The sequence below is a fragment of the Shewanella sp. Isolate11 genome (genome assembly GCF_022398315.1).
Classification (GTDB): domain Bacteria; phylum Pseudomonadota; class Gammaproteobacteria; order Enterobacterales; family Shewanellaceae; genus Shewanella.
The window spans coordinates 351213-377512 of the sequence record NZ_JAKEVF010000001.1 but is presented as its reverse complement, the minus strand read 5'-3'; the positions used below and the strand labels follow the sequence as shown (position 1 = coordinate 377512).

The window sequence follows — 26300 nt, the reverse complement described above, 5'->3', positions numbered from 1 at the left end:
CTATAGATTGATAAATTGAATGCCTAATTGGAAGGTGCGCCCATATTCCTCATATTGCGCGTTGAAACGCTGCTCACCGGTATAGGCATAAAATGGCTCGTCGGTTAGGTTAATCGCTTTGAAATATACTGTGACCTTGTCAGTAATAAAGCTCTTGGCAACCAAGTCCCATTGGGTATGTGCATCTTGATAAATATCGAACTGAGCATCATCAAGCTCTTGAACTTCTAGCAGATATTTCGATTTATAAGCTGCAGAGAGACGCACGCTAACGTAAGGATTTTCATAACCAAATGAAGCATTAGCCGTGATCTTAGATTGGCTTGGCATAGGAATATCGCGTGACTTTCTCCCGCCATCTAACCAACTGATACTTGCCGTCGAATCACTTAGTGTCAGATTACTGGTGAAAATCAACCCTCGCCAGCCTTCAGGCATAAAACCAAACTCCTGCACATAGGCCAGTTCGAGACCTAAAATCTCTGCATCATCACCGTTAACAAAAGTCTCTGCTTTATCAAAATTACTATATTGGGCATAGCCGCCTAAGTCGGCTTCATATACAAAGTTACTGATATCTTTATAGAAACCACTAGCGGAAACCACACCTAGGCCGCCCATGTAATGTTCTAAACTAATATCCCAGTTGGTCGATGTCAGCGCTTCTAATTCTGGATTACCGAAACTAGCTTCAAGCTCTTGTCCATCTTGCTCGATCAGATAACCCGGAGCTAATTGACCAAATGTCGGTCTGACTATGGTGTTATTCCAAGAGGCACGAACCACAGTGTTTTCACCCCATTTGTAGTTTAGGTGAACGCCGGGTAACCAATGCTGGTAATCAGTATCGATCCGATTATCGATAAAGGCATCTAAACTCTCGTCATAACCTGTGCCTTGAGCCTTCATAGCGGTATGCTCGTAGCGCACCCCAGCCAAAATACGCAGGTTGTCGATATCGATATGCCCCATCAAGTAAGCCGCCGCAATATCTTCATCGATATCGAAATCATTAATGCGTGATTCAATATCATCGAGGGCAGCATCTTTATCCAGCGGCCTAATTAGCTGCCAAATCGCTTTATCATCTATCGTTGGGCCAAAGCGTCCCAAGTTGTAATCTGGCTCACTGCCAGCATAACCTGTTAACAACAAGCCATCACCAGTAACGCCCTGCTGATCGAAATCTTCATAGATCCAGATATCTTCACGGTACTCTTTACTACGACGGCTGTACTTGCCACCAAACTTCACCGCCACAGGAAATTCGCCAACAAACCCATCACGAGTGAAATCCATTTTGGCCGCCATCATGGTATCGACGGCATGAGTGTCACCAATTTCGACACTGTCGAGCTCATATTCATCAGCCTGATAAAATGCCTCTGGCGCCGTAATGATTGGTGTTTTTGAATCTTGATAACTGACATCATCAAACTCGGCTTTAAACTCAGCGGCGGCAATATGATCTGGCTTATCAGCGTTAGCGCGGCTCCAACTGGTTTGATAATCCACAATCCACTTATCCAAGCGCGATTCGCCACCTAAAACCAATGAGATAATGGCTTGATCTTCTTCGCGTGACTTTAATGAACGCTTCGCCTCTGCGCTGCCAAGCACCTTCTCTTCGATACCATCTTCCCACTCAATTTCGTTGCCATTACGCGATTCAGTATCGATAAAGCGGCTATATAAGCTGCGAAGATACACGTCATGATTATCATTAGGGCGAAAATCCAAGTTAACCCCAAGGCCAACACGTTCACGATTAATCAGATAATCGCGCTGCTCGGCTGTTTCCAATAATGGCTCATTATCAAAGTTCCATTTACCACCGGACTCGACGTTGTCTGAGCCAAAGTCACGGTTATACCAACTGGCGGCGATGGCTAAACCCAGCTTTTCGCCGAAAATATCGCTATAGCTAGCGGCGAGTTTAGGGTTGGTGCTTTCCGTCATTTCATCGAAACTCCCTTCAGCGCTCAGATTGAAATAGGTATCGTCACGATCAAAAGCCGACAAACTCTTAACTTCAATCGCGCCACCTAACGAGTCGCCATCCATATCGGGAGTGACAGTCTTGGTTACTGACACAGATTGCAGCAAGTCGGCGGGTACAACATCTAGCGCCACCGCTCGGCGATCACTGTCTGGTGAAGGTAAGCGAGTACCGTTCATCGACACTGAGTTATAGTCTGGCGCCATCCCCCTAACCCGCACAAAGCGGCCTTCACCTTGATCGCGCTCAACCGATACTCCCGGTACACGCTGCAGCGCCTCACTAATGTTGGTATCAGGAAAATTACCTAAAGCATCGGCGCTCAAGACGCTAATCAAATTATCCGCTGCACGCTGACGGTTCAGAGACTTACTCAAGGCACCACGTTGTCCGACAACTTGAAGGTGCTCAATGCCTTCGCCACTGAGCTTAATCTCGGTATTGGTGACACTGGTTTGTCCTACTTCAATTGTTTGTCTATAGGTTTCACCACCTATGTATTGTGCGATTAATGTATATTGGCCCTGGGGAATATCATGGAAAAAGAAACGACCATCACGGTTAGACTCTTGCTTGAGCTTCAACTCTTCGATACTAATTAACGCCCCTTCCAGCGGCGTTTGGGTATGACTATCTTTAATGGCACCTTCGACTCGTCCAGCTAAAGCTTGGGAGGAAAAGCACAGGCTTGATGTCATTAATGCTAGATAAAGTGGCGAAAGCCTTTTCGGGAACCTCATGGTTACAATCCTATTGTCGGTTAGCGATATTGGCTGCAAACCTAAAATAGATAGATGACATTTCCGTGACAGCTGATGCGGTAACAAGGGTTTTAGGACCTAATTCAGCCACATTCAAGCCTGAGTGAGCTAATTTGCCTGTGAAAAAAACGATAAAATAGTGATAGAGGCTCTATGTCTAAAAAGCACAAATAAAAAATAAGCATCTGATAAATAACAATTTAATATCAAACAAATTTCAGGATAGGCATATAAAATAGATTTTTTGAATTCCTAGCTCACATCCACTGAGCTAATTTACCCCCCTCCTTAACGTCACACAAACGTCATATAGCTCGGCTAAGGTGATCTCATTTATCGCTTAAATTAGTCACGCTTATGATCCCCCTCACCAAGATGCGTATTATGCTCAGCATCCTTTTTATTGGCTCTCTCATCCTGCTTTTATGCGGCCTACAGGCGCAAACAAAACCCTTTGCGATTATCGATTGGTTTGATGTAACAACCGAAGGAGCCCTGTTAATTCTGGGGTTAAGTTGGCTATGGCTCATGTTACAGGCACGCCCAGAAGGCCGAGTGACTTATCTATTAATCTTGGGATTACAAGGTTATTGTTTAGGATGTTACATGGATCTGCTGGATGAATTTTTTCTCCACAGCAGTTTACCCACTTGGTTTGCAATCTTAGAGAAACTGCCGACGCCCATAGGTTTAATAACACTCACTTACGGCTTATGGCTATGGCGTGAAGAGCAGCTGACGATCAATGAGCAACTGCGAACCCGTGAACAGTTTTATCGCCAACATCAGTTGGTCGATCGCCTGACCAAAATTTATGACGCCCGCTCGATGCGCCACCAAATCAATACCCATCTGTATCGTTACCAGAATATCAGTTTGATCATGCTCGACATCGACGATTTCAGCAGCATAAATCAGCAGTATGGGTTTGACCAAGGTGATCGCTTGTTGAGCGAGATGGCTCAACTACTTACCAGCCAATTGCGATCACAAGATTTGGTTTGTCGTTTTGCCGGCGATCGCTTCATCATTATGCTACCCGATACTTCAGAAATCTTTGCCGATGCGATGGCGCAGCATCTGGTAGAAACTATTGAACGTCATCACTGTCAAATCAGCTATGTGGTTCTCCATTGTGATGATTTAACTAACATAGATAGCGATCAGCTTATCGCTAAGATTAATACTCAAATGACCGAGCTAAAACGGGCTAAGCACTGCGTCAAGGCAAGCTAACCATGCAAAACATTGCTTATGCCCAAGACAAATGTATCGCCAGCCAACTGCTGGTCGCTAACTTGGTTAGCCTGTTTCAACATCGACAGTTGAATGTCGATGACTTACTCAGCAGCACGCAGATCTTCACTCAAGATTTGCAACAGGCACAGCATAAGATCAGCCCACAACAATTGCACAAACTGATCGCTAACGCACTCAGGCTCTGGCCCGGCGACGATTTAGCATTTTTACTCGGTCAACAATGGCTTCCCAGCCAGAGTGGTGATCTCACCAATGGTTTGCTGTGTTGTAAAAACTTACAACAGATGCTGAATCTATGGCAACAGCTACATTGGCAATGCCAACCTTGGCTGCAGGGATGGCGCTGGCAGAGTCAGCAAACTCATCACTTATTACTGCAATTAGATTTAGGTTGCCATCGCCAACAACGCTTCTTTATCGAACTCACTTTGTCCAGTTTAGTCGCTAGCTATAAACGCCTGAGCCGAAACCACTGGATCGGTGAATTTTCCCTGCCTTACCCTAAGCCGGATAACCTCGACCAATATTATAAATATCTGGGTGATCGCCTTAGTTTTGAACAACCGTTATGTGTGATCAGTTACCCGTCAACGCTTAATAAACAGCCTTTTGAACTAGCTAATCAGCAAGGTTATCGGCTCGCGAAACAACAAGCCTTATTACAGATGAACCAATCTAGCTACCGAATTGGGTTACCTGGAAAGATCAGACTCTTACTACTTAGTCCACAGCAAAGTTATTGCTTGCCAAGCATCGCCGAACAGCTTGGCCTCAGTCCAGCCACCTTGAAACGACGCCTAAAGGAATATCATATCAGCTATCAACAACTGCAAGATCAGGTCAACCTGCAGAAAGCCTTGTATATGTTAGCCATCACAGGAGCAAGTAATCCCAATGTTGCCAAGCGGTTGCAGTTTGCCGACAGTAATAATTTCAGACGCTCTTTCAAACGTTGGACAGGACAATTACCCAGCCAGTTTCGTTACTGGCTCGTGCATCGATAATTGAAGTTATGTAATAGCAAGTAAGTTAGCAACGAGACTAAACTGCGAACTAATTGCTAGTGCTCTGGGCCTGCTCTCGGTAAATCTTCACCAAATAATAGGCATCGATGAGTACGATAAAGAAATTAACTAATGCCACTGGATAAGCCGCAATTGCCACACCATAGGCAACAAACAGAGCCGCACCAATCAAGTTCCACCAGCGCAGCTTCTTGATGTTGGCCATCATCAAAGAAATCGCCACCACCACCGAGGCTAAATAGCCCACCCACTCCCAAATATTGACACTATCCATTACTTACACTCAGTAACCTAAAGTCAATCAAGTATGGGCAATGCGGAGAAAAGGTGACAAGTTATTTTCTGCAGTAATAAATAACCTGAATTCGAAATAAGCAGAGCCGCTGAATAAGCATCTTTTCGACACTCGTTATCCCGAGTTCAGGTTAAATAATAAAAAGGCTTCCACCATAGATAGTGAAAGCCTTCAAATCTGAGTTTAAATTGATAAATGTAAACTAGCGCTTAACCACTGCCGCAGTCATCCGTGAAATACAACACAGTTCGCCGGCACTATTATGGATAAGGATTTCCCACACTGAACTGCGTTTACCTAAATGAACAGGCTTAGTGGTGGCGGTCAATACGCCCTTACGTGAGGCTTTGAGATGGTTGGCGTTGATCTCTTGGCCGACACAGTAATATTGCTCAAAATCCACTGCAAAATTAGCCGCATAGCTGGCAACAGTTTCTGCTAGGGCAACGTTAGCGCCACCGTGGACAATCCCTAACGGATTATGCACCGCAGGAGAAGCAGGCATGGTTGCTTTCATATAGTCATCGCCAATCTCAACAATTTCAATGCCTAAAGTCTGCATTAAAGTTCCTAGACCGCTAATGCCCTGCTCCATTTTTTTACAGACCTCCAAAGTGACAGGCCTAAACCAAATACTCATCCGTTATTCCATGGTTATCAGAGTTGTGAAAGACCTAGTCTACTGGGTTCACAGCCAAAGTTAAACACCTGTATGAATAATCTGCTGCAATGAATTCTGATACCAATCGGAATAGGAAAGTGATCGACTTAGCGTGTTTTTTGGCAACGTATTCAATGCTGTGGATGATGAGATGGTTATTTCTTTGTTTCCATTCAACGCAGAAGGAGCAATGAATTACATACTAGCTGTAACCATTCTCCACTAGAAATGACAGGCGTTAGCTTGCGACCAACGTAATAACTCAACACGATTTCGAGACTGAGTCTTGCGGAAAATAGAGGAGATATGCGCCTTTACCGTATGTTCACTGATGCAAAGTTCATCGGCTATCTCTTTGTTTCTAGCGCCGCTAGCCACTAATTGAATAATGGTACACTCTCGGCCAGTGAGGGTTTGTAATAACGCCATGGTTTCTTGCGCCAACTCAACACCGCTATCCTGACTGTTAACTAAACGTCTAAAAACTTTAGATATTAAGGGTCTATCATACCAAAGCTCGTCGCCCACCATCTTACGTAGTCCGGTAAGTAATAAGTCCATCCGTTGATCTGAAAATAGTAATCCTCTAACTCCAAGCAACAAAGCCGACTCAGGCTCAAGACTCTCGCGATCGACCAGATATAAAGCAATGGGAACATGAGGTAGTAAACGAGATACGATTAAGGGAACGCCGCTATTGTCTAATGCGGCGCCCTGCTGGGCAATCAGATAGAAGCTATTACGATCGCGCTCGGGATCGAGATCAGCAACCTGCTTAACCACCCGAGTCTTCAACCCTATTGACTCGGCAAGTACCGCTAAATGACAAGGCATAGAGAGTTGGTGCAAAAAAACCAACTCACGAACTTTACTCATCAACTTCTCTCCCTGAAAAGTGTTGAATGATTCAATTAAACGCATAATGACCGCATTTAACATCCAATCCTGCGACTGTATATAATTTACGAGCGTCCAGTATAGACAAACTGTATACGACAATATGCAAAATTTACATTGTCTTCGTAGATTATAAAAGCATCAGTCATACCTTTAGGTGATATTTTTATGAAAATATCAACCAAAATGAGGACATGATTGAGCTATTCATTAGCTTTCGACTCTGATGTTAATTGTGCTAACGAACGGTCATGCCATTTGCTCAACAAAACAATGCAAGCTAGTGCGCCTAACAACGCCATGCCCATATCAGATTGAGTATCCCAAATATAACCTTGAGTGCCTAAAAATGACTCGGCATCTTCACCCACAAGCAGTGCTACCCACCACTCTATCAATTCATAAAACGCGGATAATGCGAGTGCGAAACAGCAGACCATAAAATTACACCAAGCTCGGCTATTAATCCCTACCACTCGAATAAACACTTCCCGTGCTAATAAGGCAGGAATAAAACCTTGAGCGAAATGGCCAACTTTATCGTAGTTATTGCGCGTGCTGCCCATTATCTCCGCCAACCGATCAAATAAAGGTACCTCTGCATATGTGTAATGCCCCCCCACCATTAAAATGATGGCATGAAGTAAAATAAGCCAATAAGCCAATGGCGTCAGCGGGAAGCGTTTACGAGTAAAAAACAGAATGGGTAAGGCAATCAAGGCTGGCGCAACTTCGAGCAACCAAGTAAAACTGTCTTTGGGTTCAATACCTGACCAAATAAGCACGGCAGAAAAGAGTGTGATCCAAACGGTGCTTTTATTCAAAATAGGAACTCCTTAGACGATATTGTTTTAATATCCGAATAATAACTTTAGCCATCTAGCCCTCCACAGTAGCAAAAAAAAATGCTATTTTGTGGAGGAAATAATGCACAATAACCAAAATGCTCATCCCATACTAGCAACAACAGACGAAGAGGGTACTCAAATCATGGCGAAACACTCGCTGGACAAGGATAAAATTAAGATCCTGCTATTGGAAGGCGTCCACCAATCTGCTGTAGATGTGTTTACACGCGCAGGTTATACCAACATTGAATACCACAAAGCATCACTGGGTGAAGAAGAGCTATTGGCTTCAATCAAAGATGCGCATTTTGTAGGGCTTCGCTCGCGAACGCAACTCACCGAATCTGTGCTTAATCACGCCGATAAACTTGTTGCTGTCGGTTGCTTCTGTATCGGTACCAATCAGGTCGATCTTGCTACCGCCGAAAAACTGGGTATCCCTGTTTTCAACGCACCTTTCTCAAACACTCGTAGTGTTGCCGAGTTAGTGCTTGGTGAAATCATCATGTTGTTCCGTGGTATTCCACAACGCAATGCGATCGCTCATCGTGGTGGCTGGTTAAAGAGCGCAGCTGGTAGCTTCGAAGCCCGTGGTAAAACCTTAGGTCTTATTGGTTACGGCCACATTGGTACTCAATTGGGGATCTTGGCAGAAACCTTAGGTATGCGTGTAGTATTTTACGATATTGAAGACAAACTTCCCCTGGGTAATGCAATGCAGATTCACTCGCTTGAGCAACTGCTTTCTCAAGCCGACGTGGTCAGTTTGCACGTGCCTGAAACAGCGCAAACTAAAGAGATGCTAGGAAGAGCAGAACTGGCTTGCTTGAAGCCAGGCGGTATTCTCATCAATGCATCTCGTGGTACTGTGGTTGACATCGACGCCCTAGCAGAAGCAATCCGTGAACAGCGTATTGCGGGGGCAGCTATCGACGTTTTCCCTGTCGAACCGAAATCAAATGATGATGAATTTGTCTCACCACTGCGTGGATTAGACAATGTGATCTTGACGCCGCACATCGGTGGTAGCACTCAAGAAGCGCAGGAAAACATCGGTATCGAAGTGGCAGGCAAACTCGCGAAATACTCAGATAACGGTTCAACCATGACCGCAGTTAACTTCCCAGAAGTATCACTTGCACAGCATAAAGATGCTTCTCGTCTACTGCACATTCACCATAACCGCCCAGGTATCTTGATTAAGATTAACCAAGCGTTTGCAGAGAAAGGCATCAACATCGCCGCACAGTATCTACAAACAACAGCGGAAATCGGTTATGTGGTAATGGAAGTCGACTCAGACCAGGCCGAAGAAGCATTGGAAGAGTTGAAGGCCATCGACGGCACCATCAGAACTCGCCTGTTGTTCTAATTATCTAACAGCGAAAAAGATACCTTCAAACACAAAACCGCTTACTATATTAAGCGGTTTTTTTATGGCTGTTTGAGAACATGAATGAACAAGCGATTAACCTGTTGATTGGCTCGTTTTGCCAAGCCCTATCAATGATAGGAGTATTTTTGATAACTACCTGACAATATTTGAAAAAATACTATCGAACACTAAGCTGGCCTCTAGTTGAGTAAATATTATGTTATGTTCTCAGGGAAGCAATGCAATGCTGAAAATAGTTTCTAGCTTATTCATCATGATTTTATTTGTGTACTCAGGTTCCACATATGCACAACAAGTTAACCATAAGGAAGCGAATATGACAGCAACAGGAAGTTTTGAAGTTAACATAGAACCTCAGCGAGATACCGAAGCGCCAGCCGGTAGAATGATTCTGCATAAAACTTATAGCGGCGACCTTGTCGGCTCAGGCATTGGACAAATGCTCAGTAAGCGAGTAGAAGGCGGCGCGGCGGCCTATGCTGCAATAGAAGAGTTTTCCGGTTCTGTGTCAGGTAAACAGGGAACCTTTACCCTTATTCATAGCGGTTTTATGTCACCACAAGAGCAAACATTAACGATTTACGTGCTTCCCGGTTCAGGTACTGGCGAACTTGCAGGACTCTCTGGAACGCTCGATATTATCCAAGAAGATGGTAAGCATAATTACGTTTTCCACTTCGAATTATAAACCTAAAGCTAGACGCTTAAGAGGGATCACAACATGCCCTCTTTGCGCTGCAATTGATTAGCGTTACAATCGCTACTCTACTTCGTTTACTCCTTGGACTCATTCATGACAGTGTCGACCTCTCAGCCTACTTGGCCCCTAAACGGACAACAACCGCAACTGCTTTTCTCATCAATTACTCATCTTGGATTAATTGCTGTCACAGGTGAACAGGGACGCAGCTTTATTCATGGGCAAGTCACCACAGACATCACCTCATTAGCCCAAGACCAGTGGCGCTGGGGGGCTCATTGTGATCCTAAAGGTAAGATGCTTGCCAGCTTTAGAACCTTTGCTAAAGATGATGCCTTGATGCTGCTCATGCCAAAAGACACCTTGGCCGTAGATCTCCCCCAGCTGCAAAAATATGCGGTGTTTAGCAAAGTCGAGCTTAGCGATGTCAGCCAAGACTGGTTGTTATTAGGCGTAGCGGGTGAGCAAGCTAACGCATGGTTAACCGCACAGTTCGGCGACATCGGCAATGAACTGACGCTAATAGAGCATGGTTTTGTATTGCACGATGCCGGTCGTTATATCCTCGGATTAACCAAAGATATTGGCGCGGTTTTATTAGCCAACCTTGAACCGACTATTTATGATGCCAGCGCATGGCAAGAACTGGAAATCACCGCGGGTTATCCAAACCTAGGTGCAGGCCATTCGGGTCAGTTTGTGCCACAGATGTGTAATGTCCAGGCCATTAATGGTATCAGCTTCAATAAAGGCTGCTACATGGGTCAAGAGACGGTTGCCAGAATGAAATATCGTGGCGGCAACAAGCGTGCACTGTATATTGTCACGGGTAATGTGACTGCGCCCATCACTGATGAGAGCCAACTGGAAATCGCCCAAGAAGACGGTGAAGGTTATCGCCGAGGTGGCAGTATTATCGAAGCGGTACAAAGAGACGGACACGTGCTGTTAACCGCGGTGCTAGCTAACGACACACCAATGGATGCGAAATTACGTATCTCTGGTGATGAAGCCTCAAGCTTAAGCCTATTGCCTCTGCCTTATTCGCTGGATGAGGAAGCTTAACTTTATCAGTTGTGTAAGCTTTCGATACAAAAATGAAAAAGGCGCTATTAGCGCCTTTTTTGTTACGATTTTAATCTTATACCCATCAATATAAGACAGTGCTCTACTCAGCACCTTTATACTGATGGGTATTACTCTGTCTCATGATGCGTATCGCGGATCTTAATCGCTTCATCCAAGATCTGTTTAAAATGTTCGACCAATTCTGGGTCAAACTGCGTACCCGCCTCATCTTCGATTAACTTCATCGTATCTTCGACACTCCAGGCTTTCTTGTATGGACGAATCGACGTTAATGCATCGAACACATCGGCAATGGCCACGATACGTCCTTCGATAGGAATATCTGTGCCGGACAATCCATTAGGGTAACCACTACCATCCCATTTTTCATGGTGAGTCAATGCAATACGACGTGCCATTGCTAACAGAGGATCCTTATGTTCACCGATAATTTCGGCGCCAATTTCCGCATGACGCTGCATCTCAAGCCACTCAGCATCATCTAGCTTTGCCGGCTTCTTAAGGATCGAGTCAGGGGTACCAATTTTACCAATATCATGCATAGGAGCAGCGTTATAAATCAGCTCACAATACTTGTCGGGCAATCCGGCTTGCTTGGCTAATAACCTAGCATAATGACTCATGCGAATAACGTGCAAACCCGTTTCATTGTCTTTATATTCGGCGGCACGACCAAGGCGACGAATGATCTCAAATCGTGTTTCCTCCAACTCCTTGGTACGAACTTTAACTTCTTCTTCTAGCAAGCGTTTTTGATCATATAAAGCTAAATGGGTTTTCACTCTAGCCTTCACAACAGGCGCACTGACAGGCTTAGTAATATAGTCCACCGCCCCAAGCTCGAATCCTTGAGTCTCGTCAGAAACATCTGCGAGCGCAGTGACAAAAATAATCGGAATATGGCTGGTTAACGGATCTTGCTTTAAGCGTTTGCATACCTCATAACCGTTCATGCCCGGCATCATCACATCCAATAAAATAATATCCGGTGCACTCTTTGCCGCTAAAGCCAATGCCTTAGGTCCATCGATAGCCACTTTAACCTTATATTCACCGCCTAAGATCCCCACCAGAATATCAATATTCTCTGGTGTATCATCTACGACAAGCACAGTGGCATTATCCATAACACTCCTTCTCCTCTCACTTTCATCACAAAATGCTGAGCTGATTTTAGTATAGCCAGCATTAATAGGCCCTTTGGCAAAATTTCAGTTTCATTTATTTACTTGAAAAATACTCTTCAATCAATTCGCTGGCTTCATCGAACTGATAACTATTGACCATAGACACTGCGGGACTAATTTTTTGCCACAACTCAGCAGGAATACGATCTTTCATCTCATTCATCTTGTCGACGGCACCAGAATCGGCATCTTCTAACATCTGTAACAAGACTTTGATCGCCTCTTCTAACTCAGCGTCAGATAAGAGTGGTTGGCTTTGTGACTGTGCCGATTTTTCATCGAATTGAGTGTGAGTCATCCAATCAGAAATGGCCTCACAAATCGATGTTACCAATCGGTTTAACTGCTGCAGCTCTTCACTAATATCGGCCTTTTCAGATTCCATCAATTTATTTTCGACATTTTTCGCCAGCTCTACCAAACGCGGCGAGCTTAAATTGCCCGAAACCCCTTTTAAGGTGTGAGCACAGCGAATGGCATCATCAACCTTACCTTGTGACAAGGCTAATTCAATTTGCTCAGTAGCATGCATCTGTCCAGTATAGAAACGCTCAAAGATGCGGCGATAGAGACGCGCCGAGTTTTGTACTAGCTGCAAGCCCTTATCGATATCAAGATCTTCATGTTGCGGCCAGAACATATCTGTCTCTTCATGCTCATCCTGCCCTTGCTGTTTAGTGTCAGTCTTCAAGGCTTTAGTGCCTAAATATTCCAACAAGGTTTGGTACAGTACCGACACTTCAATGGGTTTAGCGATATGATCATTCATTCCCGCACGCAAACACATCTCTTTATCGCCCGCCATGGCATTGGCGGTCATGGCGATCACAGGTAAAGACTTCAGCTCTGGAATTTTTCGAATGGCTTCAGTGGCTTGATAACCATCCATAACCGGCATCTGACAATCCATTAAGACCAGATCAAACTTCTGCGTCGCTAACTTCTCCAACGCCACTTGGCCGTTATCGGCAATCGATAAAATCACCCCCACTTGTTCAAGGAACTCGGTTGCAACCTCTTGGTTCATTTCGTTATCTTCAACCACTAAGATGCGCTTGCCCTTAAGCTGTTTAAGTACCTCTTTATTGATACCTATGCCTTTACGGCGTACCGGCATACCGCCTTGCTTACCGAATGCCGACATGATGCCATCAAGCAAACGCGAAGCACTCACCGGCTTAGTGATGTAACCCGAAATCCCCGTACTGTCGATTTTATCCATAAAATCGGCATTCGCATGAGCAGAAACGATCAACATTTTCGGAGGGGTTCCCCCTAAAGCAAGGATCTTCTCAGCGGTTTCTAGCCCGTCCATCTCTGGCATACGCCAGTCGATGAGTGCGATAGGATAAGCGTTTTGTTCACAGCGACTAATGGCTTCGGCGCCACTTTTGACGGTATCGACACTAAAACCCATGCTTTCCAACGTAGTACGCAGAATATCTCTTGCGGTCGAGTTATCATCGACCACTAAGATATGCATGCCTTCTAGTTCTTGCTCAACCTTAAGCAGCTGACTATCTGCCACTTTGAAGCGCACCGAGAAGTAGAAGGTGCTACCATTACCAAACTGGCTATCGACGCCAATTTCGCCGCCCATGAGCTCCACCAGCTGCTTACAGATAGCTAATCCAAGCCCTGTGCCGCCATATTTACGCGTCGTTGATGTGTCGGCCTGACTGAATGATTTAAACAGCTTACTACGCTGTTCTTCGGTTAAACCAATGCCGTTATCGCGTACGCTAAAGCGCAGCATAATATCGTCTTCGACTCGTTCAAGCTGGCTAATCGAGAGTAAGACTTCGCCTTGTTCGGTAAACTTGATGGCATTATTCATCAGGTTGATCAGCACTTGACTCAGACGCAGCGGATCGCCCTCGAGATGGCTAGGAATATTGGGTGCGACAGAAAACAGCAACTCCAACTGTTTGTCGGCCGCCTTAACCGAGAACATATCGCTAAGATCTTCGAGCATAGTATCGAGCTGGAATGGCACACATTCAATATCTAACTTACCGGCCTCAATCTTGGAAAAATCGAGAATATCGTTGATGATCCCAAGTAGTGACTTAGAGGCGCGGTCAATCTTTTGCACATAATTGGTCTGCTGCTTATCCAGCTCAGTTTGTAGACACAACTGTGACATACCGATAATGGCATTCATGGGCGTGCGAATTTCATGGGACATGTTAGCGAGGAAATCACTCTTAGCCTTACTGGCCGCATCGGCGATATCTTTTGCCTTGATCAACTCTTGAGAAAGCTGTTTTAGTGAGGTGATATTCGCCATCGACAACACCGCCGAGGTGAGATTACCTTGTTTGTCAAGCAGGCGAGTCAAGGTAACGTCCATCCACATCCGCTCACCATGACGACTGACAATACGCAGCTCTTCCCTATTACTACCACCTTGCTCATCAACCTGAGCATCCATCATGGCTTTGGCTTTTTCACGATCTTGCTCATCTTGGAAATCGTAAAAAGAGTTCCCCTTTAGCTCTGACACAGGTAACTGCATATACTGACTAAACTGCTCATTACAATCGAGAATAGTGCCACGCCCATCGACGTTAACTATGCCGATCCCCGCATTGTCAAACAATGCACGGAAATGCGCCTCGCGGTTTTCTAACTCTTTATCCAGCAGCTTACGCTCGGTTACATCCATCAGATAGCCGTTCCACAATATGCTGCCATCTTCTTGATAGCTGCCGTGAGCTCCGGCTTGCAACCAACGGATATCGCCCGTTGGGTGGCGATACTTAAACTCTTCTATCCACTTCAGCTCTGTGAGCCCTTTACCTGACAATAATTGTACGATTCGCGGACGCTCTTGTTCACCGATACAATCGGCGACTAAGTCGAAGTTTTTAAGGGCTTGGTCACGATGAAAACCTAAAGTGCTTATACAAGCACTAGAGAGAAAGGTGAAATTACGATCTTCACCTGAGACCCAACGTAATTGATATACCGTGCTCGGAATAGACTCGGTGATCGTCTCCAATTGCTGTTGAGACTGAGCAATTTTTTCATGAGCCAGCTTGCTACTAGTTATGTCATTAATACTGCCGTCAAACCATAATGCCACACCATCATCATCGTAAATGGCATTGCCTTTCTCTTGCACCCAATGCAGACTGCCATCGCGATGCTTGATGCGATATTGCACCTCGAATCCACTTCTGGAGGTCAAGCCTTGCTTGATGACGTTGCGCACCAGTTGCACATCTTCAGGCAGAATTAATTCGGCATAATCACGTTTGTTCTCCCCCATAAAATCGCTGGCAAGATAACCTGTGATCTCACTGATATTGTCACTGACGTATTCTATCTCCCAGGTTTCGCCTATCTTCATCCGATAAACCGCGCCTGGAATATTTGTCACCAAACCACGGAAACGGTTTTCACTGTCACGAATACGCTTCGCCGTAGCCAACTCTTCGGTCATATCACGCACTGAGGCAGCCACTTGACGCCCGCCCTCGGCATCAAGGGGTAAAACACCTAGGCTGATCTCAACCGGAAACTGACTGCCATCGGCTCTAACGGCCATCAACTCAGCACCAGAGTCATAACCCATTTTTCTGTCTTGACCAGCAGCGATAAACTTAGCCCTAAGCTCAGGGTGCTGCGATCGGATTCTGTCCGGTACCAGTTGATCTACTGACATCCCCAACATCTGCTTATCTTCATAACCAAACAGGATATGACAGCGGGTATTAGTAAACACAATTGTGCCAGCTTCATCGACGATCAACATGGCTTCCGGCGCCGATTCCAACACCGCATTCGACCACGCTGCAGCCGAAAACTGCTCGGTCACGTCGTTAAACAGCATCTCAATCGACAGCAACTCTTTACTGTCTGAAAGCAGCGGCTGCATAAACAGATCTAACCGGCGTAACTTCCCTTGGCTATCAAGCATCTCAACTTGATGCGGCGGTACGTTTTCCCCTTGCATCGCCAGATCCATATATTGCCAGTTTTGCTCATTCAGCGGATTATCTGAGAACATACGCTGATACTTGCGCTTCAATAGGTCTGGCGAAACCCCTAACACTTTTTCGACCCCAGCACTCACTTGCGCTATTTGACCATCAGGCTCTACTGAGCAATAAAAAGACTTATCACTCATGCCGTCGATAAGCTTGGCAAAGCGGTTACCGCGAGAGTCGAGTAAGGCCTGCTCTCTCTCCTCTAACACTCTGGCCATATCATTAAACTTGTCAGTTAAAGTGACGATTTCACTCACCGCGCCATAAGGCTTATCAATACGCTTAGTTTTCCCCTCAGCAAACTCGACTATGCCTTGCTCCAATTCTTCGATAGGACGGGTGAGTCGTTTGGCAGTAAGAAAACCGGTTAGCAAGAGCACGAAGGAAATCAACATCAACTTGAGGGTGAGCGATGAAGAATCATAGTAGAACTTATCAAACAGCTGCTCTTCTGGCGTCATCACAACCACGCGCCAATTCAGCTTAGGCACGACACCAATACTGGCGAGGTAAGTGTTATTTTTCCTGTCTTGGATCAGGCTGCTACCCTTGCTACTGCCATTGAGCAACTGGATAAACTTTTGATTGGTTTTATTGCTCTCTAACCAATTGTCGATGCCATTAGTGAGTAGCAGATCGGAATTTGGATGATATATCAGCCTGTCTTGAGCATCGAAAACGACAATACGACTGGACTCTACTCGGGCAATTTTTGGAATAGCGTCTAAAGCTAAATCAACGGTTAACACACCATCATATGGGGAATTATGACCAAAGGGTTGCGAGAAAGTGATCATTAAAATATTACCCGCGCCTTCATCGAAATAGGGGACGGTCCAATGGCCTTGACGATTATCTATCGCCTCCGTCCACCAATCCCACTGACCATCGGTATAGTCATAGCCATCGACGCCAATATCGATAATCTCGATATGCTCAGCACCACGATAAGCATAAGGCGAGTAGAGCTCTCTTCCTTCGATAGTATTTCTTTGAAAGGCAATGGCAGTGCCATAAAAACCGCTGTGTCGTTCGAGACGACGAGTCAATAACAAACGCAGCTGGGCATCGTTGTTATAAAGCTTGTTGTTTTCGACTTCACCCAACATTTCGGCAATCGTTTGGGTATCTTTTTCAGCAGAGGAAAAAAACACCTGTAATCGACGAGCAACGCTTTCTGTCTGATGCCCTAAGTCATCGTAGATATATTGTTCTTCTGCCTGATAATTGTACCAAGCGCTAACGCCATAAACGATAGCCATGATCCCAATCAGCGGCAGCGCAATTTGAGAAAGAATTCTGCTACGAAAACTACGAAGTTTGTCCATGTCCCTATAATCCATAATACCAAAGGTACAGCATGTAGCTTCAGTGTAGACAAACCTGAAGCATTACGAGATCGATCCTTGTGCGCCCCATTTTCGTATAGATAAATATGTCACACAAAATGACCACGCAAGCTATTCATTTAAGCAGCTTGACAGCGAGCTTTCAACAATAAAATCAAACTGTTTTATTCATTTACAAACAGCTTATGTCATACTCAACTAGTCAAAAATGAGTGGCGAAAACCTAATTAAAAACAGCAATGATGAGCGCAAGCGAATAGTTCACTGAGTCGTTAACGCAAAACCCGAGGAGTCGTAATGGATAACAGCGTGATCACCTTAGACCATATCAGCAAAGGCTTTGCCGATGGTGATAAGTTTCATCTGGTGCTCAATCAGTTGTCATTACAGTTACATCAGTCTGAAACCGTGGCACTAACCGGCCCCAGTGGTAGCGGTAAGAGTACCCTGCTCAATATCATTGCGGGATTTGAGCCTCCCATTTCAGGTAACTTAAGTCTACTGGGAGAGAATACTCAATCATGGAAAGATCGCCGCTGGAGCCAATTTAGACAACAGCAATTGGGTATGGTATTCCAACAATTTAATCTGCTCACGCCACTCAATGTCGAAGATAATATCGCCTTTCCTTTGCACTTGAATCACCAACGTTGGGATAACTGGTGCGATCATCTTGTCGATAGTTTAGGCCTAAGACCAATATTAAAACGCCATATCGAGGCTCTTTCTGGCGGCCAACAACAACGCGTTGCCATCGCCAGAGCACTGGCGCATAAGCCCGCACTGCTACTTGCCGATGAACCCACGGGTAATTTAGATCAAAGCAACAGCCTTGAGGTCATGCAGCTGATTTGCCAACTGGCTGGCGAGCATCACACCAGCATACTCATGGTGACCCATAGCCAAGAGTGCGCCGAATTTATGCAAACACGCTGGCACCTTGACAGCGGTAAGATCAATGAATAAGCCAAAGAAGCTTCCCTCAGAACTAAGTATCCTTCGAGGCACTCAGTTAACCCTCAAGGTATTTTGGGCTCATTATCACCAAGCACCGCTACAAGCTGGGGCGATTATTATCGGTATCATTCTGGCCGTCAGCTTGCTAATTGGGGTTAGAGCCACCAATGAAAACGCCATCAACAGTTACAGCAATGCCAGCGAATTACTCAGTCAACAGGCTAAATGGTTAATCACAGCTAATCGCACCACATACTTAGATCAGCAACGTTATTTTGAGCTTAAACAGCTGGGTATTCACCAAAGTCTGGCAGTATTGCAGGGCTGGCTGAGCGATGACAAACAACAGCGCTGGCAAATCAGTGGCAGCGATTTAATCGCCGCAATGAGTACCGTTTCTAACAGCTCAGATAATTCCTCAGCGAAAAATACAAGCCAAACAAAAAACACACCTAGTTTCCAGCATATCGACATCCCTCTTGGCGATATGCTGGCTGGTAAACCTCTTGTGTTAATGAGCCGTTCACAGGCACAACAACTGACGGGCAACAGCCTGACTCTGGCGGGCCAGAAACTTGAGGTTATCGCCGTCGATGATAGTTATCAGCAGGGGGATAGACTGCTGATGGATATTTCTTTGGCGCAGCAGCTGTTAGCCAAACCCCAGCAGCTAAGTTACATCGCCATCTTTAGCGATATCGGCGATCGAAAATCACAACTCGAGACTTGGTTGGCAGACCGCGCGCAGTTAAGCCAAAACGATCAGGGCGCAAGCATGAAAGCTCTGACTAACAGCTTTCATCTCAACTTAACCGCCATGAGTCTGCTGGCGTTTATTGTCGGTCTGTTTATCGCCTATAACGGCGTACGTTACAGTTTGCTCAAGCGTAAGCGTTTACTAACCCAGCTGCAGCAACAAGGAATAATGAAGCCATCTCTGATGCTCGCCCTCGCCGCCGAATTACTGCTATTGGTATTGCTAGGATCGCTGCTGGGATTCATCTTAGGGCTTGAGCTGAGTTATTGGCTACAGCCTATGGTTTCGGTGACACTGGAGCAGCTTTATGGCGCACAAATTTTTGCAGGCCATTGGCGCTGGCAGTGGTTAGCCCAAGCCACACTGCTAACATTTGTCGCCGCGTTATTAGCCTGTAGCTCACTGTTTATCGAATTATTGCGCCAACCCCTCGCCCAAAGTAGCGACCAATTTAGTCAGCAACGACACGCGCTTTTTATTCAGCAATGGCAGATAAGAGTCGCGATAGCACTGGCGTTAATCGCATCGATTGTGATTGCGCTCAGCCAAAATTACACCGTCACCATGGCGATGCTAGGGCTGGTGATCTTATCTTTCCCTCTCGCTCTACCTTGGTTACTGCAGCGCTTAGTCGGTTTGTTCGAAAAGCTGACTATACGAACAAAAATACATAAGGGATTAATCGGTTACCTGCTGGGCGAGACCAGAGAATTAATTCCGCCATTGTCCTTAGCCATGATGGCCATGTTATTAGCACTCACTGCCAATATCTCCATGAACAGTCTGGTGGGAAGTTTCGAGATCACCCTAAAGCAATGGCTGGATTCGCGCTTACATGCCGACCTTTATCTTAGGCCGAGTCAAAATAAGATGGCTGACATTGAAGCCTATCTGCAGCAAGACTCACAAGTGAAGGCTATCTACAAGCAGTGGCAGACCACAACCCACTTCAAAAATGCACCCACTCATTTATTGACCCGAGATCCGCAATCAATTCAACGAACCAGCATCATCAAACAGGCGCAAGATCAACTCTGGCCGCGATTTTTCGCAGCTAATGCCAACGGCGAACCCAGCAGACTGGTGTTAGTCAGTGAACCCTTTGCCATCAAACATAACCTCAAGCTGGGAGACAATATCAAGCTCGCACCACTGGATGAGCAGCCGCTAACCATCGCCGCAATTTACTACGACTATGGTAATCCCTATGGCGAGGTTTTAATTCCGCTGAGCTTATGGCAACAAGCAGGGCTAGGCAAGCAACCTCTGAGTCTGGCTATAGGTTATGGCGGTAACCTGACAGAACAACAGCTGGATAGATTGAGCCAGCAGCTACAGCAAAAATTTGCATTACCCGAAGCCTTAATTTATAGCCAAGCCAAGATTAAAGCTCAGGCGATTGCCATGTTTAAGCGCACCTTTTCCATTACCCAAGTGCTGAATAGCTTAACCTTACTGGTTGCTGCCATTGGCCTCTTCAGTGCCTGTTACCTACTGACACAGGCGCGACTGGCACCGATCGCACGGCTTTACACCTTAGGGGTTAATCGCCGCCAGCTAGGCTTGATGGTCGTCAGCCAAATGCTATTTATGGTACTGCTGACCTGCTTAGTAGCCTTACCCATGGGCGCCATTCTCGGTTACCTGTTAATCAACAAAGTCACCCTACAAGCTTTCGGCTGGAGCATAGCCATGGTGTGGGATTGGCTAGCCTATTTTGAAGTCGTATTGCTGGCCATTGTCACTAGCGCCATTGCAGTGGCATTTCCGCTATACCAACAAACCAAGCGGCCGCTGATCAGCAGCTTGCAGCGAGAAGTATTATGATCAGAAAAAGGTTAATTTTATTATCACTCATCAGCTTCATTCTCTGCGGATGCGAACAGCCATCTGCTGACAGAGTAATGCCCATGGACAGAGTGACGCCCATGAGCAGCATTATGGGACAAAGCAGCGAAGGCTTCTCCAAGGTGATCCCAGGTAAACAATTTAACTTTCCGGCAGACCATCTGGCTCATGATCAATTTAGGCAGGAATGGTGGTATCTCACCGCCAATCTCACCAATGAACAGGGCGAACCATTAGGCCTGCAATGGACCCAGTTTCGCATCGCCTTATCACCTAATGCTCCCAGTAAAACAGGCTCAAGCTGGGCGACGAATCAACTATATATGGCCCATAGCGGACTAACGACATCAGAGCAACATTGGGCCAATGAGCGCTGGTCCCGAGGTCAGCCACAACTTGCGGGCGTCACGCCATCGCCACTGAACATTAAGCTAGAAGACTGGATTTGGCAGAGCCAAGGCGATAACTTGTTTCCGGCGCAGCTCAATGTACAGACGGCAGAGTATCACTATTCATTACAACTTGACTCGACCGCTCCCTTTCAACTGCAAGGCGAAAAGGGCTACAGCATCAAGAGTAAAGATGGCAGCGTTGCATCCTATTACTATAGCCAGCCTTTTATCCAAGTCAGCGGTGAAATAACCCTGCATGGCAAACGTCAAAAAGTCTCCGGTCAGGCTTGGCTCGACCGAGAGTGGAGCTCACAGTTTCTCAATAAACATCAACAGGGTTGGGATTGGTTTGCCATTCATCTCGATGACGGCTCCGCGCTGATGTTGTTCCAGTTAAGAACCAGTGAAACCGCTGGCGGTCACTTCTACAGCGCTAGACGTATGTTTAGCGACGGCACAGGCGTACAGATTCCTAATGAGGAGATCCAGCTTAGTGCCACCAAATGGCAGCAGATGGATTCAGTGACTCGCCCCATTGCCTGGCAGGTGAAAATCGCCAGCCAACAAATAGATATTGAACTCTCTGCACTCAACCCTAACGCAGTCATGTCGCTGTCAGTTAACTATTGGGAAGGCCCTATTAGCGTAAAAGGGTCGCATCAAGGTGTTGGCTACATGGAGTTAACCGGTTATTAAGGCTGCTGCATCAAGACTCTGGCTCAATCTCGACTTTAACCACGTCCCTTAGCGTCGAATTTGTGAACTTAATCAACAGAAAAAATTTGATCTCGATCCAGCTCTGCTGTGTTTACCTCCATTGAGGTATAGCCCTACTAAAAGCAAGGTTTAGACTAATTTAATTCTATTAGGGTGACAGCTTCTATACTGGTATAGGTTTAAAGCACTCACTCTCCCGGTAAGGTTACCTAAATGAGTCAGGAATACCATGTCACGAGTTTAGTCGTTCATGCTTCGCCGAATCTCGTGTTGCAAGTAAAAAGCGATATCAGCGCATTAGTTGGCGCAGATATCCATGCCATCACCGACGAAGGTAAATTTATCATTACCTTAGAGGGAGCAACTCAAGCCTCCATACTCGACAACGTCGAAACCATCAACGCCCTTAACGGGGTGTTATCTAGCAGTCTTGTCTATCACCAAGTTGAACCAATAAAAGAAAATAACGAGGAAACACCATGAGCATTAGCCGTCGCGAGTTTCTAAAAGCCAACGCAGCCGTTGCAGCTGCAACTGCGGTTGGCGTAGCACTCCCAGTTAAGGTCGTTGAGGCCGCCGAGCAAAATGACAATATCAAATGGGATAAGGCACCATGCCGTTTTTGTGGCGTGGGTTGTAGCGTCTTAGTCGGCACTCAAAATGGTAAGGTGGTTGCCACTCAAGGTGATCCTGAAAGCCCAGTCAACAAAGGCCTTAACTGTATCAAGGGCTATTTTTTATCTAAGATCATGTACGGCAAAGACCGACTAACTACGCCATTGTTGCGGATGAAGAATGGTCAATACGACAAAGAGGGTGAATTTACCCCTGTCAGCTGGGATCAGGCTTTAGATACCATGGCTGAGAAATGGAAAAACACACTCAAAACCAAAGGCCCTACTGCGGTAGGTATGTTCGGCTCAGGCCAATGGACTGTCTGGGAAGGTTACGCCGCATCTAAGCTACATAAGGCGGGTTTCCTTACCAATAATATCGATCCTAACGCTCGCCACTGTATGGCATCCGCAGTGGGTGGCTTCATGCGTACCTTTGGTATTGATGAACCTATGGGTTGTTATGATGACTTCGAAGCAGCCGATCATTTTGTGCTTTGGGGCGCGAATATGGCAGAGATGCACCCTATTTTATGGGCTCGCCTATCAGATCGCCGCCTCAGTAACCCTAACAGCCAAGTGCATGTGTTATCGACCTTCGAGAACCGTAGTTTCGACTTAGCAGATAATGCCATGGTATTCCGTCCGCAATCAGACTTAGTGATCCTCAACTATATCGCTAACTACATCATCCAAAACGATGCGGTTAACAAAGAGTTCGTAAATAAACACACTAAATTTGCCTTGGGAACCACAGACATTGGTTACGGCTTGCGCCCCGATCATCCATTGGAGAAAAAAGCCAAAAATCCAGGTAATGGTAAATCCACACCGATTAGCTTCGACGAATACGCAAAATTTGTTAGCACTTACACCTTAGAATATGCCGCTAAGATGAGTGGTGTTGAGCCAGAAAAACTCGAACTGATGGCTAAAGCTTACGCCGATCCAAACGTAAAAGTGATGAGCCTGTGGACCATGGGTATCAACCAGCACGTACGTGGTGTTTGGGCTAATAACATGCTGTACAACATCCACTTACTAACGGGGAAAATTGCCACTCCAGGTAACAGTCCGTTCTCACTAACGGGTCAACCTTCGGCCTGTGGTACCGCCCGAGAAGTGGGAACTTTTGCTCACCGCTTACCTGCCGACATGGTGGTCGCTAATCCTAAGCATCGTGATATTACCGAGAAAATGTGGCAGCTGCCTGAAGGCACTATTCCGCCAAAGCCAGGTTATCACGCGGTACTGCAAAGCCGCATGCTAAAAGATGGCAAGCTCAACTGTTACTGGACCATGTGTACCAACAACATGCAGGCTGGCCCGAACATTAACGATGAAATTTATCCCGGTTTCCGTAACCCTGAAAACTTTATCGTGGTATCAGACCCCTACCCAACCGTAACGGCTTTAGCGGCAGACTTAATCTTACCGACGGCAATGTGGGTCGAAAAAGAAGGCGCTTACGGTAATGCCGAGCGTCGTACTCACATGTGGCATCAGCAAGTCAAAGCGCCTGAAGGGGCTAAGTCTGACTTATGGCAGCTAGTCGAATTCTCTAAACGCTTCAAAGTTGCTGAAGTCTGGCCTGCAGAGCTTATTGCCAAGAAACCAGAATACGCAGATAAGACACTTTATGATGTGTTATTTGCTAACGGTGTGGTTGATAAGTACCCAGAATCCGACTGTAAAGGCGAATTGAATGACGAAGCCGATGCGTTTGGCTTCTATCTACAAAAAGGCCTGTTTGAAGAGTACGCCCAATTTGGCCGCGGACACGGCCACGACTTAGCAGATTTCGACACTTACCATGAAAACCGAGGCGCTCGCTGGCCTGTAGTTAAGGGTAAAGAAACCCTACGTCGCTTTGTCGAAGGTAGTGACCCTTATGTTAAAGCGGGTGAAGGTTATAACTTCTACGGTAAGCCAGATGGTAAAGCGGTGATTTTTGCCCTGCCATATGAGCCTGCCGCCGAAGAGCCAAACAGTGAATATGATCTTTGGTTATCCACAGGGCGTGTCCTAGAACACTGGCACACGGGTTCGATGACGGCTCGCGTACCAGAGCTTTACCGCGCCTATCCAGATGCACAGATCTTCTTGCATCCAGAAGACGCAAAAGCCCGTGGTCTTCAGCGAGGTGACGAAGTCATCGTTGCTTCACCGCGTGGTGAAGTCAAAACCCGCGTAGAAACCAAGGGACGTAATAAGCCCCCAAGAGGCGTGGCGTTTATGCCATTTTTCGATGCACGACAGCTGGTCAACAAGTTACTGCTCGATGCGACCGATCCGCTCTCGAAAGAGACGGATTTCAAGAAGTGTCCAGTAAAAGTGACCAAAGCTTAATTCGAATAGCCTAAGGCGGAGAACACAAACATGAAAAAAGTACTCACTTTAGTTGCGCTTATGGCGCTAAGTGCCTGCTCTGGTCAACAAGCAGATACCAGTGCCGAGCCCGTTAATATCAGCTCTCTGGGTAAATCAGAGATAACCGACATTCGTGCGGCAGACGCCATGCCGACTTATCCTAGTCGTGGCAAAGCTATCGAGCGTGACTTTGTGCATCAGCCCCCGCTGATCCCACACAAAGCGGATTATCCTATTACACTGAAGAAAAATGGCTGCATGACTTGCCATGCACCAGCTAAGGCGCAGCGTATGAAGGCCACCGAGATCCATGACTCACATCTGCTGGCAGATACAAAGTTGAATGACCATTATTACAATTGTAATCAATGTCATGTGCCTCAAGCTGACAATAAAACCCAGCTAGTGGATAACAGTTTTAATCAATAGCCACAAACCAGTGTAAAAACCATAAAGCCACTTTGCAGTTCAATGCGAAGTGGCTTTATTTTTATGCTAAAGCGTAACCTGTAGATGTAACGATTAAGACTCAAGAGCGAATTTCAGCTCGACAACATTCCCTTCAGGATCTTCAATGTAAACCGAACGGCCGAAGCCCTCGGCACCGTAGCGCTGAGTAAAACCTTGATGGCTAATATCATTAACCTCAAGGTAATTAAGTAAGGCTTTTTCTTCGCATGGGGCAATTTGCAGACAGATATGATCGACATTACGGCCATCTTGTTGCGGCGGCTTACCGCCTAATTTTCCCAATGGACTATCACAGGTAACAATATCAATTAACGCATTCCCCGCCCGTAACTGAATTAAGCCCTCTGCCAGTAATTGTCGCTCTAACGGACAGTTGAGAATATCCACATAAAAGCTCAGCATATCCTCAAGCGAGGTCGTGCGTAACACCACATGATCTAAACCTTTTACTGTAATCATACTGTTCACCTAACACTATTATGCCGTACTGATTATGTCACTTTAGCTCAAAATCGATCCAAGCCTCAAAATTGTTAATGATACCAATCGCAGTAATTATCTGATCATTCTTGCTCGTTAAAATCGCCGATAACCGTGTTGTAAATTTTGTTATTAGAATAACTAGTGACTGCAATTTACGCCTTGTTCTCGACAATTTTTCCTGCGCAATATTCTGATCACTAATTTACTTTGATTGGTATTACCGATTTTG

Annotated in this window: 19 protein-coding genes; 11 read left to right on the top strand and 8 right to left on the bottom strand. The window is 45.9% G+C overall.

Features of this window, described 5'->3' with window-relative positions:
• A complete protein-coding gene (locus L1D21_RS01575) occupies positions 1-2697 on the bottom strand; it encodes a TonB-dependent receptor (RefSeq protein ID WP_239843472.1) in 2697 nt (898 codons plus the stop codon).
• A 420-nt stretch (positions 2698-3117) separates the two neighbouring features.
• On the opposite strand from L1D21_RS01575, the gene L1D21_RS01570 reads away from it, so the two are divergent.
• Positions 3118-3996, top strand: coding sequence for a GGDEF domain-containing protein (locus L1D21_RS01570; RefSeq protein WP_239843471.1), 879 nt, complete (start codon positions 3118-3120; stop codon positions 3994-3996).
• A 2-nt stretch (positions 3997-3998) separates the two neighbouring features.
• Positions 3999-5024, top strand: coding sequence for an AraC family transcriptional regulator (locus tag L1D21_RS01565; protein WP_239843470.1), 1026 nt, complete (start codon positions 3999-4001; stop codon positions 5022-5024).
• Positions 5025-5073: 49 nt separating this feature from the next.
• Here L1D21_RS01565 and L1D21_RS01560 read toward each other — a convergent pair whose 3' ends face one another.
• The 4 genes from L1D21_RS01560 to L1D21_RS01545 all read right to left on the bottom strand — a co-directional run bounded on the left by L1D21_RS01560 (position 5074) and on the right by L1D21_RS01545 (position 7722).
• Positions 5074-5319, bottom strand: a complete 246-nt coding sequence (locus L1D21_RS01560; RefSeq protein WP_239843469.1) for a hypothetical protein — start codon at positions 5317-5319, stop codon at positions 5074-5076.
• A gap of 223 nt (positions 5320-5542) precedes the next feature.
• Positions 5543-5980, bottom strand: a complete 438-nt coding sequence (locus tag L1D21_RS01555; RefSeq protein ID WP_239843468.1) for a PaaI family thioesterase — start codon at positions 5978-5980, stop codon at positions 5543-5545.
• A gap of 243 nt (positions 5981-6223) precedes the next feature.
• Positions 6224-6877, bottom strand: coding sequence for a response regulator transcription factor (locus L1D21_RS01550; protein ID WP_239843467.1), 654 nt, complete (start codon positions 6875-6877; stop codon positions 6224-6226).
• A gap of 224 nt (positions 6878-7101) precedes the next feature.
• Positions 7102-7722, bottom strand: a complete 621-nt coding sequence (locus L1D21_RS01545; protein WP_239843466.1) for a DUF2238 domain-containing protein — start codon at positions 7720-7722, stop codon at positions 7102-7104.
• A gap of 166 nt (positions 7723-7888) precedes the next feature.
• Here L1D21_RS01545 and serA point away from each other — a divergent pair, with 166 nt between their 5' ends.
• The 3 genes from serA to ygfZ all read left to right on the top strand — a co-directional run bounded on the left by serA (position 7889) and on the right by ygfZ (position 10907).
• The gene (gene serA, locus L1D21_RS01540) at positions 7889-9118 is read left to right on the top strand and encodes a phosphoglycerate dehydrogenase (protein ID WP_239844166.1); all 1230 of its coding nucleotides are present in this window, start codon (positions 7889-7891) and stop codon (positions 9116-9118) included.
• 340 nt (positions 9119-9458) lie between these two features.
• A complete protein-coding gene (locus L1D21_RS01535; RefSeq protein ID WP_239843465.1) occupies positions 9459-9830 on the top strand; it encodes a DUF3224 domain-containing protein in 372 nt (123 codons plus the stop codon).
• Between the two features lie 105 nt (positions 9831-9935).
• On the top strand, positions 9936-10907 hold the full coding sequence (gene ygfZ / locus L1D21_RS01530; protein WP_239843464.1) for a tRNA-modifying protein YgfZ: 972 nt from the start codon (positions 9936-9938) through the stop codon (positions 10905-10907).
• 131 nt (positions 10908-11038) lie between these two features.
• Here the strand turns inward: ygfZ and L1D21_RS01525 are convergent, their stop codons facing one another.
• Positions 11039-12058: an HD domain-containing phosphohydrolase gene (locus L1D21_RS01525; RefSeq protein ID WP_239843463.1), complete on the bottom strand. Its 1020-nt coding sequence runs from the start codon at positions 12056-12058 to the stop codon at positions 11039-11041.
• Between the two features lie 94 nt (positions 12059-12152).
• Positions 12153-17441 carry a PAS domain S-box protein gene (locus tag L1D21_RS01520; protein WP_239843462.1) on the bottom strand — a complete coding sequence of 1763 codons (5289 nt, stop codon included), beginning with the start codon at positions 17439-17441 and terminating at the stop codon, positions 12153-12155.
• A gap of 318 nt (positions 17442-17759) precedes the next feature.
• Between L1D21_RS01520 and L1D21_RS01515 the strand changes: the two genes are divergently transcribed.
• The 6 genes from L1D21_RS01515 (at position 17760) to L1D21_RS01490 (ending at position 25546) form a co-directional block, all read left to right on the top strand.
• Complete coding sequence (locus tag L1D21_RS01515; protein ID WP_239843461.1) at positions 17760-18428, top strand: ABC transporter ATP-binding protein; 669 nt, start codon at positions 17760-17762, stop codon at positions 18426-18428.
• Positions 18421-21003, top strand: coding sequence for an ABC transporter permease (locus L1D21_RS01510; RefSeq protein ID WP_239843460.1), 2583 nt, complete (start codon positions 18421-18423; stop codon positions 21001-21003). The genes L1D21_RS01515 and L1D21_RS01510 overlap by 8 nt, the downstream gene beginning before the upstream one ends.
• 83 nt (positions 21004-21086) lie before the next feature.
• Positions 21087-22112, top strand: a complete 1026-nt coding sequence (locus L1D21_RS01505) for a lipocalin-like domain-containing protein (protein ID WP_345773499.1) — start codon at positions 21087-21089, stop codon at positions 22110-22112.
• Between the two features lie 234 nt (positions 22113-22346).
• Positions 22347-22616, top strand: a complete 270-nt coding sequence (locus L1D21_RS01500; RefSeq protein WP_239843458.1) for a chaperone NapD — start codon at positions 22347-22349, stop codon at positions 22614-22616.
• Entirely contained in the window at positions 22613-25096 is a 2484-nt protein-coding gene (gene napA / locus L1D21_RS01495) for a nitrate reductase catalytic subunit NapA (protein ID WP_239843457.1), read from the top strand. Before L1D21_RS01500 ends, napA begins: the two co-directional genes overlap by 4 nt.
• 30 nt (positions 25097-25126) lie before the next feature.
• Positions 25127-25546, top strand: coding sequence for a nitrate reductase cytochrome c-type subunit (locus L1D21_RS01490; protein ID WP_239843456.1), 420 nt, complete (start codon positions 25127-25129; stop codon positions 25544-25546).
• Between the two features lie 93 nt (positions 25547-25639).
• On the opposite strand, the gene L1D21_RS01485 is transcribed toward L1D21_RS01490, so the two are convergent.
• Positions 25640-26047, bottom strand: coding sequence for a VOC family protein (locus L1D21_RS01485; protein ID WP_239843455.1), 408 nt, complete (start codon positions 26045-26047; stop codon positions 25640-25642).
• Positions 26048-26300 lie beyond the last annotated feature (253 nt).

Coding starts and splice junctions, on each gene's coding strand:
- L1D21_RS01575 (WP_239843472.1), bottom strand. CDS start 2,697: ATGACATCAAGCCTGTGCTTTTCCTCCCAAGCTTTAGCTGGACGAGTC.
- L1D21_RS01570 (WP_239843471.1), top strand. CDS start 3,118: ATGATCCCCCTCACCAAGATGCGTATTATGCTCAGCATCCTTTTTATT.
- L1D21_RS01565 (WP_239843470.1), top strand. CDS start 3,999: ATGCAAAACATTGCTTATGCCCAAGACAAATGTATCGCCAGCCAACTG.
- L1D21_RS01560 (WP_239843469.1), bottom strand. CDS start 5,319: ATGGATAGTGTCAATATTTGGGAGTGGGTGGGCTATTTAGCCTCGGTG.
- L1D21_RS01555 (WP_239843468.1), bottom strand. CDS start 5,980: ATGAGTATTTGGTTTAGGCCTGTCACTTTGGAGGTCTGTAAAAAAATG.
- L1D21_RS01550 (WP_239843467.1), bottom strand. CDS start 6,877: ATGAGTAAAGTTCGTGAGTTGGTTTTTTTGCACCAACTCTCTATGCCT.
- serA (WP_239844166.1), top strand. CDS start 7,889: ATGGCGAAACACTCGCTGGACAAGGATAAAATTAAGATCCTGCTATTG.
- L1D21_RS01535 (WP_239843465.1), top strand. CDS start 9,459: ATGACAGCAACAGGAAGTTTTGAAGTTAACATAGAACCTCAGCGAGAT.
- ygfZ (WP_239843464.1), top strand. CDS start 9,936: ATGACAGTGTCGACCTCTCAGCCTACTTGGCCCCTAAACGGACAACAA.
- L1D21_RS01525 (WP_239843463.1), bottom strand. CDS start 12,058: ATGGATAATGCCACTGTGCTTGTCGTAGATGATACACCAGAGAATATT.
- L1D21_RS01520 (WP_239843462.1), bottom strand. CDS start 17,441: ATGGACAAACTTCGTAGTTTTCGTAGCAGAATTCTTTCTCAAATTGCG.
- L1D21_RS01515 (WP_239843461.1), top strand. CDS start 17,760: ATGGATAACAGCGTGATCACCTTAGACCATATCAGCAAAGGCTTTGCC.
- L1D21_RS01510 (WP_239843460.1), top strand. CDS start 18,421: ATGAATAAGCCAAAGAAGCTTCCCTCAGAACTAAGTATCCTTCGAGGC.
- L1D21_RS01505 (WP_345773499.1), top strand. CDS start 21,087: ATGGACAGAGTGACGCCCATGAGCAGCATTATGGGACAAAGCAGCGAA.
- L1D21_RS01500 (WP_239843458.1), top strand. CDS start 22,347: ATGAGTCAGGAATACCATGTCACGAGTTTAGTCGTTCATGCTTCGCCG.
- napA (WP_239843457.1), top strand. CDS start 22,613: ATGAGCATTAGCCGTCGCGAGTTTCTAAAAGCCAACGCAGCCGTTGCA.
- L1D21_RS01490 (WP_239843456.1), top strand. CDS start 25,127: ATGAAAAAAGTACTCACTTTAGTTGCGCTTATGGCGCTAAGTGCCTGC.
- L1D21_RS01485 (WP_239843455.1), bottom strand. CDS start 26,047: ATGATTACAGTAAAAGGTTTAGATCATGTGGTGTTACGCACGACCTCG.